This window comes from Nocardia suismassiliense, from assembly GCF_900269665.1.
GTDB classification, from domain to species: Bacteria; Actinomycetota; Actinomycetes; order Mycobacteriales; family Mycobacteriaceae; genus Nocardia; species Nocardia suismassiliense.
In genome coordinates, this window is sequence record NZ_LT985361.1 from 7,667,370 (window position 1) to 7,684,704 (window position 17,335).

The 17,335-nt window shown below is 66.6% G+C and carries 11 protein-coding genes and 1 pseudogene; 6 read left to right on the plus strand and 6 right to left on the minus strand.

Going from position 1 to position 17,335, the window contains the following annotated elements:
* Window positions 1–256: 256 nt before the first annotated feature.
* The 3 genes from DBO33_RS34215 to DBO33_RS34225 all read left to right on the plus strand — a co-directional run bounded on the left by DBO33_RS34215 (window position 257) and on the right by DBO33_RS34225 (window position 5,717).
* Window positions 257–2,482 carry a glycoside hydrolase family 31 protein gene (locus DBO33_RS34215; RefSeq protein ID WP_107658730.1) on the plus strand — a complete coding sequence of 742 codons (2,226 nt, stop codon included), beginning with the start codon at window positions 257–259 and terminating at the stop codon, window positions 2,480–2,482.
* A gap of 191 nt (window positions 2,483–2,673) precedes the next feature.
* Complete coding sequence (locus DBO33_RS34220; protein ID WP_234391201.1) at window positions 2,674–4,131, plus strand: serine/threonine protein kinase; 1,458 nt, start codon at window positions 2,674–2,676, stop codon at window positions 4,129–4,131.
* A 164-nt stretch (window positions 4,132–4,295) separates the two neighbouring features.
* Window positions 4,296–5,717 carry a M20/M25/M40 family metallo-hydrolase gene (locus tag DBO33_RS34225; protein WP_107658731.1) on the plus strand — a complete coding sequence of 474 codons (1,422 nt, stop codon included), beginning with the start codon at window positions 4,296–4,298 and terminating at the stop codon, window positions 5,715–5,717.
* A 42-nt stretch (window positions 5,718–5,759) separates the two neighbouring features.
* Here the strand turns inward: DBO33_RS34225 and DBO33_RS34230 are convergent, their stop codons facing one another.
* Entirely contained in the window at window positions 5,760–6,329 is a 570-nt protein-coding gene (locus DBO33_RS34230; protein ID WP_107658732.1) for a hypothetical protein, read from the minus strand.
* 179 nt (window positions 6,330–6,508) lie between these two features.
* On the opposite strand from DBO33_RS34230, the pseudogene DBO33_RS34235 reads away from it, so the two are divergent.
* A pseudogene (locus DBO33_RS34235) lies at window positions 6,509–7,207 on the plus strand (LLM class F420-dependent oxidoreductase); the annotation flags it as partial.
* A 270-nt stretch (window positions 7,208–7,477) separates the two neighbouring features.
* Here the strand turns inward: DBO33_RS34235 and DBO33_RS43685 are convergent.
* The 4 genes from DBO33_RS43685 to DBO33_RS34260 form a co-directional block, all read right to left on the minus strand.
* The gene (locus tag DBO33_RS43685) at window positions 7,478–8,854 is read right to left on the minus strand and encodes a CAP domain-containing protein (protein ID WP_199856838.1); all 1,377 of its coding nucleotides are present in this window, start codon (window positions 8,852–8,854) and stop codon (window positions 7,478–7,480) included.
* Between the two features lie 138 nt (window positions 8,855–8,992).
* Entirely contained in the window at window positions 8,993–9,475 is a 483-nt protein-coding gene (locus DBO33_RS34245) for a hypothetical protein (protein WP_159080665.1), read from the minus strand.
* Window positions 9,476–10,020: 545 nt separating this feature from the next.
* Entirely contained in the window at window positions 10,021–11,478 is a 1,458-nt protein-coding gene (locus tag DBO33_RS34255; protein WP_107658735.1) for an AMP nucleosidase, read from the minus strand.
* A gap of 121 nt (window positions 11,479–11,599) precedes the next feature.
* Window positions 11,600–12,346, minus strand: a complete 747-nt coding sequence (locus DBO33_RS34260) for an alpha/beta hydrolase (protein WP_199856839.1) — start codon at window positions 12,344–12,346, stop codon at window positions 11,600–11,602.
* A 132-nt stretch (window positions 12,347–12,478) separates the two neighbouring features.
* Between DBO33_RS34260 and DBO33_RS34265 the strand changes: the two genes are divergently transcribed.
* The gene (locus tag DBO33_RS34265; protein WP_107658736.1) at window positions 12,479–14,299 is read left to right on the plus strand and encodes an ABC transporter ATP-binding protein; all 1,821 of its coding nucleotides are present in this window, start codon (window positions 12,479–12,481) and stop codon (window positions 14,297–14,299) included.
* The gene (locus DBO33_RS34270) at window positions 14,296–16,008 is read left to right on the plus strand and encodes an ABC transporter ATP-binding protein (protein ID WP_107658737.1); all 1,713 of its coding nucleotides are present in this window, start codon (window positions 14,296–14,298) and stop codon (window positions 16,006–16,008) included. The genes DBO33_RS34265 and DBO33_RS34270 overlap by 4 nt, the downstream gene beginning before the upstream one ends.
* Here the strand turns inward: DBO33_RS34270 and DBO33_RS34275 are convergent.
* Window positions 15,963–17,297 (minus strand): glycosyltransferase 87 family protein, encoded by a 1,335-nt coding sequence (locus tag DBO33_RS34275; RefSeq protein ID WP_234391203.1) that lies wholly within the window; start codon window positions 17,295–17,297, stop codon window positions 15,963–15,965. The two genes, DBO33_RS34270 and DBO33_RS34275, sit on opposite strands and share 46 nt — an antisense overlap.
* Window positions 17,298–17,335 lie beyond the last annotated feature (38 nt).

Genomic DNA, 17,335 nt, shown 5'->3' on the forward strand with positions numbered 1-17,335 from the left:
CGACAGGATCGGCCGCAGCCGTGTCGGCGTAGTAACCGATATCCGGCCCCGGTGCCAGCTGCCGCACCGGGGCCGATGCGCGCCTGCAGAAGGCTATTTCGTTGCGCCCCAACAGTTTTCCGCACATGTAGTTGCGCATTCAAGTGAACTGTCGATGAATCTGCTTGGTGCTCAACGCGTTTCGCTCCGAAGCAGCGAACGCCAAGCTATACATGAAAGGCATCTCATGCTCGTTCGCGCGTGAAAGGTTCCCGAAATGCGCAGAATCACGCATATCACCCTGGGCCTGCTGGTCGTAGCCGGCAGTCTCGTCGCTACCCCCAACTCCTGGGCCGAGCCGGAGTCCGGTCGGCTCACCGATCTCAGCGGCATCGCTGACGACGGTGCAACAACCACCTTGCGCTCCGGCTCGGCCGCGGTCCGGGTCAGCTTCCCCAACCCCGGCGCGGTGCGCGTACAACTGGCGCCCGACGGACAGTTCACCGACCCGGCCAAGGACAAGATCGTCCTGCCGACCAAGGTCCCGCCCGCCGCCGCGAAACGGACCGACAAGGGCGACTACTGGGCCATCGCCACCACCGATCTCACCCTGCGCGCCTACAAATCTCCGCTGCGCTTCGCCCTCTACGACCGCGCCGACACGAAACAGATCTGGGCCGAGACCGCACCGCTGTCCTGGACCAAGGACGCGACAACGCAAAGCCTCGGCCGTGGTCAGCACGAACAGTTCTTCGGTGGCGGTGAGCAGAACGGGCGGTTCAGCCATCGCGACCAAACCATCAAGATCTTCGCCGACTACAACTGGAACGACGGCGGCGCGCCCAACTCGCAACCGTTCTACCTGTCCAGCAACGGATACGGCGTGCTGCGCAACACCTTCGCACCGGGCAGCTACAGCTTCACCGACCCGGCCCGCACCACCCATCAGGAACGCCGCTTCGACGCGATCTACGTCGTCGGCGACGGCCCCAAGGGCGTGATCTCCGCCTACACCGGGCTGGTCGGGCGGCCGTTCCTGCCGCCGATCTACGGCCTGGAGATGGGTGACTCCGATTGCTACCTGCACAATGCCAACCGCGGTGAGCGGCACACCCTCGACGCGGTCGCCATTGCCGAGGGGTATGTGCGCAACAAGATGCCGAACGGCTGGATGCTGGTCAACGACGGCTACGGCTGCGGCTACGAGAATCTGCAACAGGTCGGCGAGGGGTTGCGCAAGAACAACATGCAGCTCGGCCTGTGGACCGAGGACGGACTGCCGCATCAGGCCGAGGAGGTCAAAGCCGGTGTGCGGGTGCGCAAGCTGGACGTGGCCTGGGTCGGCCCCGGCTACCAGTTCGCGCTGGACGGCTGCGACACCGCACACCGCGGCATCGAGGAGAACAGCGACGCCCGTGGTTTCGTCTGGACCCCGGTGAGCTGGGCCGGCGCGCAACGATGTGCGGTGCTCTGGAGCGGCGACCAAGCCGGTTCCTACGACTACATCCGCTGGCAGATCCCCACCTACGCGGGTTCGACGATGTCCGGCATCGCCTACAACACCGGTGACGTCGACGGAATCTTCGGCGGCAGCCCGAAGACCTACACCCGCGACCTGCAATGGAAAGCGTTCCTGCCCACCATCATGTCGATGGACGGCTGGGCGCCCAACGACAAGCAGCCGTGGCGCTACGGCGAGCCCTACACCTCGATCAATCGAAAGTACCTGGAGCTCAAGGAAAGACTGCTGCCCTATACGTATTCCTATGCGGTAGAGGCGAATCGCACGGGCGTCGGTCAAGTCCGGCCGCTCGCACTGGAGTATCCGAACGACCCCCAGACCTGGGGCGACAAGGCCCGGTACGAATTCCTCTCCGGGAAGGACTTTCTCGTCGCGCCGGTGTACAACGACGCCGAAAAACGAGACGGGATCTACCTGCCGGAGGGCACCTGGATCGACTACTGGACCGGCCGCTCCTGGACCGGGCCGACCACGGTGAACGGCTATCACGCGCCGCTGGACACTCTTCCGCTGTTCGTGCGGGCCGGCGCGGTGGTGCCGATGTGGCCGGAGGGCACTCAGTCGTGGAAAACGCGCGACCGCAGCGTGCTGAATCTGGACGTCTACCCGCAGGCCGCGGGCAACTTCACGCTGGTCGAGGACGACGGGGTGACCCGGGGTTATCAGCGCGGCGAACAAGCGTCGCAGAACTTCGCGGTGCGCTCGCTCGCACCGGGCGCCGTCGAGGTGACCATCGGCGCCAGCACGGGAACGTATCCGGGCAAACCGGCGGACCGTCGCTACGAACTCACCGTGCACACCAAGTCCGCGCCGAAGGCCGCGCACACCTCGGCGGGTGCGCTGCCGCAGCGGAGCAGCCGTGCGGATCTGGATCGGGCGCCGAACGGCTGGTGGTTCGACCCGAACGATCGCGGCGGCGTCGTGCACGTGAAAACCGATCCGGTCGCGGCAGCGAACAGCCTGTCGGTGGCACTGTGGTGACCGCGGCGGGCGGCCGCTGACCTGGCGGCTTGCCATTGAACACGGCGCATGGAGCGCCACTGCGACGGCCGATTCGGCACCGAATCGGCCGTCGTCGCGGTGGTGGGCAGCGAATTGGCTGGGTGCGGGTTATCGGCGAGGGTGGTTAACTCCTCAGCGGATCGTCGTGTTCGAAGGGAGTAGGGGTAGGCGTGGTGCAGCAGCTCGAAGTGAACGAGTCGTTCGCTGACTACCTCATCGAGGGTGTGCTCGGGCGGGGTGGGATGGGCACCGTCTATTTGGCGCAGCACCCTCGGCTACCCCGCCGGGTCGCGCTCAAGCTGCTCAACCGTGAGGTTTCCGCCGATCCGGAACTGCGGCGGCGGTTCGAGCAGGAAGCCAATGTGGTTGCGCGGCTGGATCATCCGGGGATCGTCGGCATTCACGATCGGGGCACGCACGACGGGCACCTGTGGATCGCCATGCAATACATCCACGGCTCCGACGCCGCCCGGTTGACGCCGCGTGAGGTGCCGATCGATCGCGCCCTGCGCATCGTCGCGGAGACCGGCGCCGCGCTGGACTACGCGCACAGCCGTGGCGTGCTGCACCGGGACATCAAACCGGCGAACATCTTGCTGGCCGCCCCCGACACCGGCCGCGCGGAACGCGCGGTGCTCACCGATTTCGGCATCGCCCGGCTGCTCGACTCCAATACCCAGCTCACCTCTAGCGGCACCTTCCATGCCACGCTCGCCTATGCCTCCCCGGAACAGCTCTCCGGCGAAAAGGTCGATCACCGCTCGGATCAGTATTCGCTCGCCTGCACGCTGTTCACACTGCTGGCGGGCCACCCGCCGTTCGCGGCGACCAATCCCGGCCAGGTCGTCGCCGGGCACATCAGCAAACCGGTGCCGCGACTGAGCGCCGCGCGCCCCGATGCGCCGCCGATGCTGGACGAGGTGATCTTCCGGGCGATGGCCAAACGACCCGAGGAACGATTCGGCAGCTGCCGGGAGTTCACCTCGGCGGCGTGGGAGTCCCGGCACGGCCGACCGGCGCCCGCTCGAACCGCCGTGGCACCCGTTCGGGTGGCGCCGACAGCGGTCAATCAGCATGGTCAGAGCCAGTCGCCGCACGGTCGAGACCAGTCGCCGCACGGCCAGAGTTCGTCGCCGCGTGGTCAGGGCCAGGCGACGGCGACACCGGTTGCCGCCCATACCCCCGCGCCGCAGCCCGATCGGCGAACTCCGAGCGGTCGCGGCACCGCGCTCGCGGCCTGCGTGCTCGCGCTCCTGTTCGGCTGCTGGGCCGCCTGGGTCGTCGCATATCCGCGGGCACATGTCGTCCGCGGGGTCCTCCGCTATCGGGACCTCGACATAGCCCCGTATGCCGCAGGGGGTGCCGCGGCCGCGGGTGCGGCATTCCTGCTCATCGGCGGCGCGGTTCTCCTGTTGGCCCGCAAGCGATTCGGTCGCGCCATGGTGGTTCTCGGGTCTGCGGGCTTTCTCGCGAGTTTGGTACCCGTCCGGTTCCACTACGACAGCCCGAACGGCACCACCGGGCTGTCGATGGTCGCGGGATTGGTGTTGCTGGTGCTGACGCTGCTGTTGACGCTGTCCACGCCGACGGCCCGCTGGTTGCGGGGCGGCGGCTCGACGCACCGATAAACCTCAGCGTCGGTAAATATGACGTGACTCGGATCTAATTGCCGAACCACCCGGTGCACAACAGAACTCGCGGGACCTGCTTACTCGTTCCGGGCACACGCAACCCCGCTTCGTGCTAAATTCTTAGCGTGTCTAATATAAGTCGCCGCAATCCTCTCATTTCGGTGGCCGCATTGGGACTTATCGCGGCCCTCACCGCAACAGCCTGCAACTCCGATACTCCGAAGAGCGATTCGAACTCTTCGACCAGCTCGTCGAGCGTTACGACGCAAGACAATACGAAACTCTTCCACGACATCTACAAACAATTGGTGGAAACGGATACCACGCACTCGACCGGCAGCACGACGGTGGCCGCGAACGCGGTCAAACAACGGCTGCTCGACGCCGGCTTCGCCGAATCCGACATCCAGATCTTCGAGCCGGTACCGCGCAAGGGCAACCTGGTGCTGCGATTCACCGGATCGGGGCAGCGTAAACCGTTGTTGCTCTTGGGACATCTCGATGTCGTCGAGGCCAAACGGGAAGACGGCTGGACCACCGATCCGGCCAAGCTGACCGAGGTGGACGGCTTCTACGCCGCCCGCGGATCGATCGACGACAAGGCGATGGTGTCCGCTCTGATTTCCGATCTGATCCAATTGAAGCGCGAAGGATTCAAGCCCAATCGCGACATCGTGCTCGCCTTGACCGCCGACGAAGAGGCCGGAAAAGACAATGGCGCAAAATGGTTGATGGAGAACAAATCCGACCTGATGAGCGCCGAGTACGGCCTCAATGAAGGCGGCCGGGCGCTGCTCGTCGACGGAAAGCCCGCGCTGCAAGGCGTGCAGGTGGCCGAAAAGACCTACGCCACTTATCAGGTAGAGGCCAAGGCACCAGGCGGGCACAGTTCGGTGCCGACACCCGAGAATGCTATCTACACCCTCATGTCCGCGTTGAATCGTCTGGCCGCGCATCGTTTCCCAGCCTCGATCAGCGACCCGACCCGGGATAATTTCCGCGCGCTCGCGGCGCAGCGCAGCGGGCAGGAAGCCGAAGACATGCGTGCGGTCGCCGCGGGCAATCCCAGTCCGGAAGCGTTGGATCGACTCTCGGCGACACCCGACTACAACGCCCAGCTGCGCACCACCTGTGTGGCCACCATGCTGGCGGCGGGCGAAGCCGAGAACGCGTTGCCGCAAACGGCGAAGGCCACGGTCAACTGCCGAATCCTGCCGGAGGACAATCCCGACGACATCGACAAGCAATTCCGGGCGGCACTCGCCGAGCCCAAGTTGACCATCACCCCCAAAGTGGATCCGGCAGGCGGGATCTCGCCGACCAATGGTGAGGTCATGTCCGCCATCACGTCGCTGACGAAGGAAATGTTCCCCACCGCCGCCGTGAGCTCCTTCATGTCTACCGGGGCCACCGACAGCAAATACGCTCGCAGCAAAGGGATTCCGATGTACGGGATCAGTGGTCTGTTCATGGTGCCCGCCGACGCCGGTCGCATCCACGGCGTGAACGAACGAGCGCCGATCGCCGGCCTCGAGGCCAGCCGCGAGTTCCTCTACCGGCTGATCAAGCAACTCTCCCAGTAGGTCTCGACCGGACGCGCCGCGGCTCCAGCGCGGCGCGTCTCCCTACTCCCGCGCGCCGAGCGCGTCGAGTTCGGTCCGCAGGTCTACGACCTCGGCGGCGAGTTCGTCGCGCAACTGCTCCCGTTCCACCAGGCTGGCGCGCATGCTGTCGATGGTGTCGTTCATCGCGGCCAGTTTCAGATCGGCTCCGGTCAGCCGCCATTCGACGACGGCACGGCGGTCCACGTCCTCGCTCGCGGTGCGGACCCACTTCACCACGTAGTCGAGCCAATCGGGCTGTTTGGGCATCTCCTCGGTGTCGTCCCAGCCGCGCCGGATCGAGGGCTTCGACGAGAGCACCCGCTCGCCGGCCTGCCCCGCCGCGGGCGCGTTCATCTGCACCAGGCTGATCTTTCCGGCACTCGTCACCACGACGGTGAGCCGATAACGCCCGGCCAGGTGCATCTTCAGCTCCGCCGCGCCGCGTCCGTCGGCGTCCATCGCGCCGAGCCACGGGCCGTCTGCCGCGGTGATGATCGATTCGAGCACGCCGAGCTGCCCGACGGCGCGGCGCACCCGCGTGGCGTGCTCGTGCAGCTCGTCGGGCGTGGCGGTCATCTGGTCCCAGTGCATCGCACCTACTTCCTCGTCGACCGGCTCCCAGGGACAGGAACATCTACGAACGTACATTCGCCGACCACTGAACCGTGGCATACGGGCGCTGCGGCGGGGGTCCGGCACACTTGACTTGGAGTGCACTCCAGGTCGTAGCGTGAGGAGTCTGCGTTGCCGACTTACGAGGGGATCGTGCCATGGAGCTCGGTTTTCATCTTCCGATATTCGACATCGACGGGGGCAGCACGGCGATCGCCGGCGAACTCGCCAGGGTCGGCGCCGCGGCGGAGGCGTCCGGTGCGACCTGGTTGTCCTTCATGGACCACTACTTTCAGATCGAGCCGACCGGCCTGCCCGCGGAGTCGAAGATGCTCGAGGGGTACACCACGCTCGGTTTCCTGGCCGCGCACACCTCGCGCATCGAACTCGGCCTGCTGGTCACCGGCGTGACCTATCGGCACCCCGGCCTGCTGGCCAAGATCGTCACCACGCTCGATGTGCTCTCCGGTGGCCGGGCCGCGCTCGGCATCGGCGCCGCCTGGTTCGAGCGCGAACACCACGGACTCGGCGTGCCGTACCCGCCGATCGCCGAGCGGTTCGAGCGGCTGGAGGAGGCGCTGCGCATCTGCCGGCAGATGTGGGATCCCGCGAACAACGGGCCGTTCGACGGCAAGCACTATCAATTGGCCGAGACGCTCTGCTCGCCCCAGCCGATCAACCGGCCCACGGTGCTCATCGGCGGTGGCGGCGAACGCAAGACGCTGCGCCTGGTCGCCCAGTACGGCGACGCCTGCAACCTCTTCGCCTCTTCCCCCGCGGACGTCGCCCACAAGCTCGACGTACTGCGCCGCCATTGCGACGACGTCGGCCGTGACTACAACCAGATCCCCCCCACCCCGCCCGCCCACCACCCCCACCATGCCGGGGGTGGCCACGGTCGCGTAGTTCTGGTTGAGCGGCAACCCCACCGTGGTGGTGCCGTCCGGCACGCGGACCGTCAGGATCCGCCACTCGGTCGGCCCGCCGCCGAACGAACCCACCGTCATCGGCCCGACCGGCGGAGACTCGGGCAGCGCGNCCCCCAGCTCGCCGAACTCGGCTGATAAACGCGTGATCGCCGAACAGGGTGGAAGGAACCCTGTTCGGCGATCGAGTCGGGGTACTAGCTACCAGCCACCGGCCAGTGCCCCGAGGCCTTCGCCCGCACCGGCGAGTCCGCCCAGGGCGTCGCCGAGTCCGCCGAACGCGTCGCCGGACTCACCGAGTCCGCCGAGTCCGCCGAGCAGGTCGCCGAGGCCGCCGAAGGCGTCGCCACCGCCGGTGAGGGCGTCCAGGCCGTCACCTGTCGGTGCGTCGAATCCGTTGCTCCACGGGTCGAAAGACGAGTCGCCGCCGTCTTTCGAGAACCAGTCGAAGCCGTCGGAAGCGCCGTCGCCGGCTCCTTCGCCCGCGTCGTCGGAGAAGATGTCACTCCAGGAATCCTCGGGGGAATCGCCTGCGCCGTAAGCGGATTCGTCCGAATCCTCGGCCCAGGAGTCCTCGGACGAATCTCCCCCGTCATCGGACGAGTCGTCGCCCCAAGAGTCTTCGGACGAATCACCTCCGTTATCCGAAGACTCGTCCGAACCGTCGCCCCAGGGATCCTCAGCCGAATCGCCCGCGTCGTCGGAGGATTCGTCCGAACCGTCGGACCAGGGGTCCTCGGCCGAATCATCTTCCCCTTCCGAGGGGACCTCGGAGCCGTCCTCCGAAGGTTCCTCGGACGAATCACCCTCACCATCAGAAGATTCGTCCGAACCATCGCCCCAGGGATCCTCGGACGAGTCGCCCTCGCCTTCCGAGGGGACCTCCTCCGAAGGTTGCTCGGACGTGTCGTCTCCGCCATCGGAAGGCTTGTCGCCTCCGTCGGACGCCTTGTCCTCGCCGCCACCGTCGGAGGGCTTATCTTCGCCACCGCCGGACGGCTTGTCTTTGTCGCCACCGTCGGAGGGCTTGTCCTTTTCGCCACCGGACGGCTTCTCCTTGTCGCCACCGGACGGCTTGTCCTTGTCTTTCTCCTTACCCTTGTCTTTCTCCTTGTCCTTGTCCTTCTCTTTATCCTTGTCTTTGTCCTTGTCGGACTCACTGGACGCACCGAAATCCTGGGTCCAGTACGGGGTTCCGTCTCCGTTCTTGGCGTAGCCGACCCCGATGTCCTTCAACCCGCAGTTCAGGATGTTCGCGCGGTGCCCCTCGCTGTTCATCCAGGCATCGACGACCTCGGACGCACTCGTCTGCCCCTCGGCGATGTTCTCTGCCCAGGTCTGCGCCTTGTAGCCCGCCGCGGTGATCCGGTCACCCGGATCGCCCTTCGACGAGTTGTGGTCCAGGTTTCCGCTGGCCGCCATGTCTTTGGTGTGGGCCTGCGCGGCTTCGGTGAGGTGCTTGTCGGACTTCAAAGCAGAGCAGCCGGCTTTGGTGCGTGCAGCGTTGGTCAGGCTGATCACCTCATCGGCGGGCGCGTCGGGGCCCGCCGAGGCCGAAGGAGCTCCAGCAATAGTCACAGCGAAAGCTGATACTCCGAAAGCGGTGGACAATGTGAGCATTGTTGCCGGCGAAAAAGGCGAACTCTTTCGCGGTGCACTGTGCTTACCCATGAAATGCCTTCTGGTTGCTGGTTGGCCGCCGCGTGGCGCTCGGGATCAGGCGCTGCCGGTGAGCAGGCCGAGCAGCGGGGCCAGCCCGCCTGCCGCCTTGCTGCCGGACGCCGCGCTACCGGTGACTGCCGAGCTGCCGGTGCTGAGCGCCTTCGCCAGCGGCGTGATGGCGGCACTGCCCGTCTCGAGGCTCTTGGCCAGCCCGCCGAGCGCGGCACTGCCGCTGTTCAGCAGCGCCAACGGATCCTGCGAGGGGGCCGGCTTGGCCTTCGGCTTGCCCGCGCCGGGCTGCTTCTTCTTCGGCGGCTTCGCGGCACGAACCGTGTGGCTGTGCTGACCGGTCTGCTTGCTGACCTGCTGCCCGCTCGCCGCCTTGACCCGCTTCGCCGGAACCTTGGCCACGTGATCGCTCGGGTTGGCAGTCGTGGTCGTCGTCGATTCCGCGACAGCCTGTCCCGCACCGGTATTGGCCGAGATGCCCAAGCCGATCAACGTTGCCGTCGACAAAATTGCCAAACGGGCCGGCATTTGATTTTTGCTAGGTGCGCTGTGCTTACCCATGAGACGCTTCTTTCGGAGTGGTCGATCGCGTGTCGGATCGCCTGTCCCCCAAAGGCACAGGCTCGGTGCTGCCGAGTTCGAGCTACCTATCGGGACCACCGAGCAACGTTGGTCGGGTGGCCTTGCTCGTCGGTGCCACCAGATTGTTGATCCCGCATTCGAGGGTAGAACTCGGCACCGCAACCCACGAGTTCTAAGTCGAATTCTAAAATCGAGTTGAGGGCTGATTAACAGCGAGACAAGCGATCACAGCACGATCACGCCCCGATCACATCGGATCACAATGGAAGCCGATCGGCCGCCAGGTGGGCGGCGGACCAGATCAGCCACGCCCGCACCCGACGTGCCGCACAACCACCGACCCGGGCCTGGCCCAATCACTCAGCGGTCCACCGCCCGATCCTCGACCACGTATGCACCGCCCGGCGTTGGACACCGGAACTGGCGGCGGCGTATCGCGAGCACGCCACCACCGGTTCCCGCACCCGAGACGCTGACGGATTGAGCCGCGACTACCGGAAGGGCGGTTCGTTGAACGTGCGCAACTTGCGCGAATGCAGCCGATCCCCCTCGGCGCGCAGCAATTCCACCGCGCGGATACCGATCTGCAAGTGTTCGGAAATAGCGCCTTCGTAGAAGCGGTTCGCCTGGCCCGGCAGTTTGATCTCGCCGTGCAGCGGCTTATCCGAGACACACAGCAGTGTGCCGTAGGGGACTCGGAATCGATAACCCTGCGCCGCGATCGTGGCGCTCTCCATATCGATGGCGACCGCGCGGCTGAGGTTGAACCGCAGCGCCGACGCGGAGTACCGCAGCTCCCAATTCCGATCGTCGGTGGTGACGACGGTACCGGTGCGCAACCGCTCCTTCACCGCTTCACCCGGCATGTTGCTCACGATCTTGGTGGCGTCGTATAGCGCGCGCTGCACCTCGGCGATGCTGGGGATCGGAATGTCGGGCGGCAGTACCGAATCGAGCACGTGATCGTCGCGCAGGTACGCGTGGGCCAGCACGTAATCGCCGATCGCCTGGCTCTCCCGCAGGCCACCACAGTGGCCGATCATCAGCCAGGCGTGCGGGCGCAGCACCGCGAGGTGATCACAGATGGTCTTCGCGTTCGACGGCCCGACGCCGATGTTCACCAGCGTGATGCCGCGCCGGTCGGCGGAGCGCAGATGCCAGGCGGGCATCTGATGCTTCTTCCACGCGACATCCGAAGTGCTTGCCGCGCCGACGGTTTCGGCATCGATCACAGTGCCGCCCGCGCACGAGAGGCTGTCGTACGGACTGTCCGGGTCGGCGATCTGCGCGCACGCCCAGCGCACGAACTCATCGACATATCGGGTGTAGTTGGTGAACAGCACGAACGGCTGGAAATGCTCCACCGGCGTTCCGGTGTAATGCTGCAACCGTGCCAGCGAGAAATCGGTTCGCAGCGCATCGAAATGGCTGAGCGGCAGCGTATCGATGGCATTGAAGATGCCGTCGGCGGTTTCGTCACCGATGCTGGCCAGGTCGGTGGTGGGAAAATATCGCGCCATCACCGCGGCCATCGAGCTGTCCAGCGCGAGTTCGGTGCGATCGATGACGTACGGGAACGGAATCTCCTGCCGGGACGGAGACACCTCGATGCGCACGTCGTAATCGCCCTCGATCATCTCCAATTGTTCCGTCAGGTAATGCCGCAACAGGTCGGGGCGGGTGACCGTGGTGGCGTAGCTGCCCGGTCTGGTGAAACGGCCCCAGGCGCGGGAGCGGTTCTTCGTCGGCGCGTCGCCGTCCCAGCTGATGCGCAGTTCGGGATAGACGAACAAGCCGTCGGCCCGGGCGGCGTCGTCGGGCACCGTGCCGTTCTCGACGAAGATGCGTATCGCATCGCGCAATGCGGCGACGGACTGCTGGTAGCGCGTTTCCAGCTGGTCCAAGGCGTCCGCGCTGGTCAACGAGGTGGTTGGTTGCCGACTCGGCATGTGTCTCCCTGCGTCGTTGTCGTTAGCCGTCGTAGGAACACCGTATTTCACCGCGCCATCGGGCCGACCTTCGCGCCGCGCCGAAGGGCTCCGATGACCGGGCGGGCACCAGCCGGCCAGTTCAGCGCTCGCGGGGCAGCCGGTGCAAGGCTGAGCGCACCAGTTCCGAAACCTCGGGCCATGCCGCGGACTCGGGGTCGATGAGATCGAAGTGGTGGGTGTGCGGGAGCACCACCGATTCGGCCGGGCTGTCCTGACTGAACGCGACGGGCACGGTCTGATCGTCGCTGCCGTGTACCAGGAGCACACCGGGCGGCCTGGACGACAGCCGCACTTGCGGATCCAGCTCCGCATATCGGCGCGGCTGCTGTTCGGGAGTTCCGCCCATCCATTCCGTGATCGCGCCGTTGCCCAGGTTCAGCCGGGAAGCGCGTGCGAGATCGGCGACCGGCGCCAATGCGAGGACGGCAGCCCGGCGCTCGAAAGCCCGGGTCAGCGCCAGCGCCGCGCCCGCGGAGTGACCGATCCACAGCACCGGCTCGGTCAAGCGCGATGCCAACAGGTCCAGGTCCGCAACCGCGGTCATCGGGTCTCCGGGTGTACGCCGATACTCCATCAGCACGACCTGCGCACCAGCCGCGGCCAAGGCGCGGGCGACCGGGCGCGCGTGGGTTCGATCGATGGTGGGCCGGAAGTAGCCGCCGTGCACGAAAACCACGGTGGGTCCGGGTTCGCCGAATACCTCCGTCACCTGATCCGGGTGCGGGCCGTATGCGCTGACCACGCCCAGGTCCCCGCTCTGCGTGAACAGTCGATCCAGTGCTGCCTGTTCCTCGTGCACCAAACGCTGCTGGTCTGCATCCGTCAACGGTCGCCCCTCTCTCCTGCGGGGAAGTTATCAACTTCGCCGAGTCGACCCGCGCGAACGGGGGATCTGTGGCCTGGCGCGGACACTCGAGGTACGTTATTTATACGCGTATAGAAACCGAACGGGAGCACGATGACCGCGATCGACCTTGCCGAGGCGAGGCAGCAGTCCACACCACCACCGGATGCCGATTCCGCAGCGGGCCCCAGCATTTCGAAGCTGCTTCGGCCACATCTCACGAGTTTGGCCGCCGTGCTGATCCTTCAGGTGATCGGCGCGGTCGCGGGCCTGGCGCCGTTGCTCGCGGTCATCGAACTGGGGCGAATCCTTTTGTCGCCCACTCCGATCGAGCATGGTCACGTCTGGACCGTCGTGCTCGCGGGCGCGGCGGGTTTGTTCGTCCGGCTGCTGTTCACGGCCGCCTCGTCCGGCCTCGGGCACCTGCTCGACAGTCAGGTGCAGTTGTCGTTGCGCAGGCAGCTGGCCGCGCGACTCGGCCGGGTGCCGATCGGCTGGTTCGCCCAGCGCCGCACCGGTGAGCTGGCGAAGGTGGTCGGCGAGGATGTCAGCGCCGTGCACCCGTTCATCGCGCACGCGCCCGGCGAACTGGTTTCCGCGTTCGTCGTGCCGCTGGTGTCGCTGATCTACCTGTTCACCATCGACTGGCGACTGACGTTGATCACGCTCATCCCGGTGCTGCTGGCAATCGCGTTGGTGCCCTTGATGATGACGCCGGCCCGGCAGCGTGAGCAGGCGGAGTTCGATACGGCGATGGGGCGGATCGCGAGCTCGGTCGTCGAGTTCGTGCAAGGCATCTCGGTGGTCAAGGCCTTCGGCGGATCCGGGCGCGCGCACAGTAGATTCCGCACCGCCGCAGACGACTTCGTAGACACCTTCCTGCGCTGGGTGCGCGGCGTCTCCGCTATCGCGGCGGGCATGCAGCTGGCGCTGTCGCCGCCGTTCGTACTGCTCGTCGTGCTGATCGGCGGTACCGCGCTGGTCACGAACGGCTCGATGACCCCCGCCGACCTGCTGCCCTTCCTGCTGCTCGGCCTGGGCCTGACCGCGCCGGTGGCCGCGCTGGGCCACGGGTTCGACGACATGCAGACCGCCGGGCGGGCACTCGGCCGGATCAAGGATGTGCTTGCGGTGCAGCCACTTCCGGAGCCCGCGCATCCGGCCACACCGGACGGGCACCGGGTGGAACTGCGGGGCGTTCGATTCGGTTACGAACCCGGCAACGAGGTGCTGCGCCGCATCGATCTGGTGCTCGAGCCGGGGACGGTCACCGCGATCGTAGGGCCGTCGGGCAGTGGGAAATCCACGCTGGTTCAGCTGTTGCCGCGGTTCTTCGACCCGACACACGGTGCGGTGATCCTGGGCGGGGTCGATCTGCGCGAGCTCGGTAGCCGGGAGCTCTACCGGACCGTCTCCTTCGTCTTCCAGGATGTTCGTCTGCTGCGCGCCTCGATCGCGGACAATATCGCGCTGGCGGTACCGCAGGCCGGCCTCGACGAGGTGGTCCGGGTCGCCCGGCTGGCGAACATTCACGAGCGGATTCTCGAACTGCCGCGCGGTTACGAGTCGGTGATCGGCACCGATGTCGAACTGTCCGGCGGTGAGGCGCAACGGGTTTCGCTCGCCCGAGCACTGCTGTCCGCCGCGCCGGTGCTGGTGCTCGACGAGGCGACCGCCTTCGCCGACCCACAGACCGAGCAGGCGGTGCGCGGCGCGCTGGCGACGCTGGCGGGCGATCGCACGATTCTCGTCATCGCCCACCGGCTGGAGACGGTCGCCGACGCGGACACGGTCGTCGTGCTGTCCGACGGCGCGATCGTCGAGCGTGGCAGGCCTGCCGAATTGCTGACACAGAACGGAAAGTTCGCCGAGTTCTGGCGATCCCACCACTGCGCGATCGAGGGTGGCGCACCACAAGGAGACGAGCTCCGATGATTCGAATGCTGTTGCGGGTGCTGGGCAACGAGTATGCCCGGCCGATGCGTCGCACCGTGGCGCTGATGACGATCACCGCGGTGGTCGAAGGTTTGTCCTACGCACTGCTGATTCCCGTGCTGCGGGCACTGTTCGGCAGCACGCCCGCCGACGCGTGGCCCTGGCTGATCGCGTTCGGGGCAGCGGTCACCGGCTACGCGATCCTGCGCTATCGCAGTGACTTGTCCGGCTTCCGCGTCGGTGCCACGCTGTTGCGCGGGATGTATCACCGGCTCGGTGATCACCTGGCCCGCCTGCCCATCGGCTGGTACAGCAGCGGCCGGGGCGGGGAGGTGTCCGGCCTGGCCAGCCGCGGGTTGCTGCAAGCGATGAGCGTGGCGGCACATCTGCTGGCGCCGATCGTCTCCGCCTCGGTGACGCCGCTGACAATCGTTGTCGTGCTGCTCGCCTTCCACTGGCAGCTGGGCCTGGCCGCGTTGGTCGCCGCTCCGGTCGTTGTGGCAGTCCAGATCTGGACCGCCCGCTCGATGGCCGTCACCGACGCCGAGGCCGCCGAACGCAGCCACACCGCGTCCGGGCGGGTCATCGAATTCCTCCAGGCGCAACCGGTGCTGCGGGCCGGCGGCCGGACCGGGGAACGCTTCGAGTTGCTCGACCACTCGTTGCGCGAAGTCCAGCGTGCGGCCCGCCGTTCGACACTGGCGGCACTGCCCGGCGCAGTGGGCCTCGCTTTCGCCGTGCAGGCGATGTTCACCGCGCTGCTGATCCTCGGAACCTACCTCGCCCTCGGCGGAACCCGGGGCGCCGCAGAGCTTTTGGCGACCATGGTGCTCGCCGCCCGCTGCGCCGATCCGCTGCTGTCGCTGTCGGACATCGGCGGCAAACTGCGCGGCGCGCGAGCCGAACTGGTCCGGCTCGACACGGTGTTGCGCACCGAACCACTGCCGGAACCCCACGACCCGATCCAGCCGGTGACCCATGACCTGGAGTTCGCGTCGATCACCTTCCGACAGAACAACCGCACCCTGATCGACGACGTGTCGTTGTCCCTGCCCGAAGGTCAGCGGCTCGCCATCGTCGGACCATCCGGCGCGGGTAAGAGCACGCTGCTCCGGTTACTCGCCCGGTTCTACGACGTAGACAAGGGCGCGGTGCGTGTCGGCGGGGTGGACGTCCGCTCGATCAGCACCGAGGCGCTGATGGCACGAATCGCCATCGTCTTCCAAGATGTCTACCTCTTCGACGGCACGATCGAGGAGAACGTGCGCCTCGGCCGCCCCGACGCCAACGAGTCCGAGGTGCGCGCAGCAGCCAGCGCCGCACGACTGGACGAAGTGATCGAGCGACTGCCCGCAGGCTGGTCGACGAACGTCGGCGAAGGCGGCGCACTACTGTCCGGCGGTGAGCGCCAACGCGTTTCGATCGCCCGGGCTCTCCTCAAAAACGCACCCATCGTCCTGCTCGACGAGGTCACCTCCGCCCTCGATCCAGTGAACGAAGCGGCCGTGCACGAAGGAATTGAACGCTTGATGGCCGGCCGAACCGTGGTCATGGTGGCGCACCGCCTGCGCACCGTGCGCCGCGCCGACCACATCGTGTTCCTGGACGGCGGCCGGATCGTGGAGCAAGGAAGCCACGAAGAGTTGCTGCAGCGCGGCGGACGCTACGCCGACTTCTGGAACCTTTCACTGGCCCCGGTGGGCGACTGAGGTTGTCGCCCATGCCCAGTCGACGGGACGGCACGCGCTTGCTCGGTGCCCATCGATCGGCGCAGCGCGAGGGCGGTGCCCACGAGCAGTGCGACGGTGAGCCAGATGTAGGCATTGCGATAGAGCACGGTCGGATGGGCGCGGGCGGCGTAGTCGAAGATGCTGACCAGGGTGGGATCGAGGAAGGCGAGCACACCGCCGGAGGTGACGAGGGCCGTCGCCAGGAAAACCAGGGGTGTGACGAGACCGCCGCGGCGCAGCGCCAGGTCACCCAGGCAGATCAAAAGGGGTGCGAGCCAAACCCAATGGTGCACCCAGCTGAACGGCGAGACCGCCGTCATGGTGACACCGACGCACACCACCGCGGCGAGTTCGCGGCCGGTCTGTGACAACCGCCGCGCCAGGTACAGGCAGGTCGCCGCCGCCGCGGCCGCGCCTGCGAGCCACAGCAATTGGTGCGCGCCTTCGACTCCGACGGAGCGAGCGATCATGCCGCGCAGCGATTCGTTGGACAGGTTCGCGGGCACGCCGACGCGGGCCGGGTCGACGAAGGCGCCGCCCCAGAACGTCACGGAATCCTTCGGCAGCACGGCGAAACCGAGTACGAGAGTCGCGGCACCCGTGCCCACCGCCGTCGCCGCGGCCCGATAGCGGCGGGTGACCAGCAGGTACAGCACGAAGAAGGCCGGAGTCAGTTTGATACCGGCGGCGATACCGGTCAGCACACCCTTCCAGCGCGACGTGTCGGGCAGCGCCATATCCGCTATCACGAGCAGCAGCAGGAAGATATTGATCTGACCGAACGCCATGGTCTGGCGGATGGGTTCGCACCACAGCAGCAAGCCGGCGATGGACACGGCCGCCATCGCCAGCCGCGGCTCTCGCCGGTAGCCGAGCATCGACAGTGCCGCCCAGCAGGTCGCGGCCAGCATGGCGAAATTGCCGAAGCCGCCGACGAACGTATACAGGTCACCGTGCAGCCAACGCAGTGGCACGAAGAGCGCCGCGGCGAACGGCGTGTAGACGAATTCCCAGACGCCGCGGGTGTTCCCGAGCAGTGGACTGTCATAGACCGAAACCCCGTGACTCACCCGGTCGCCGGCGATCTGATAGACGCTCAGGTCGATCAGGTGCAGCATCACCTGCCGATGCTCGAGCACCTGCACCAGGTAGTAGCCACCCGCGACCACCCCGGCGAGCACGATCGCCCACCACACCGGTGGCGCGATGCTGCGGGGCACAGTCGGCGCGGACGACGTTTCGGTGTGCTCGATCGTCGATGTCGACAAACCCACTCCCAGCTATCGGACTCCGTTCGCGCCCACCC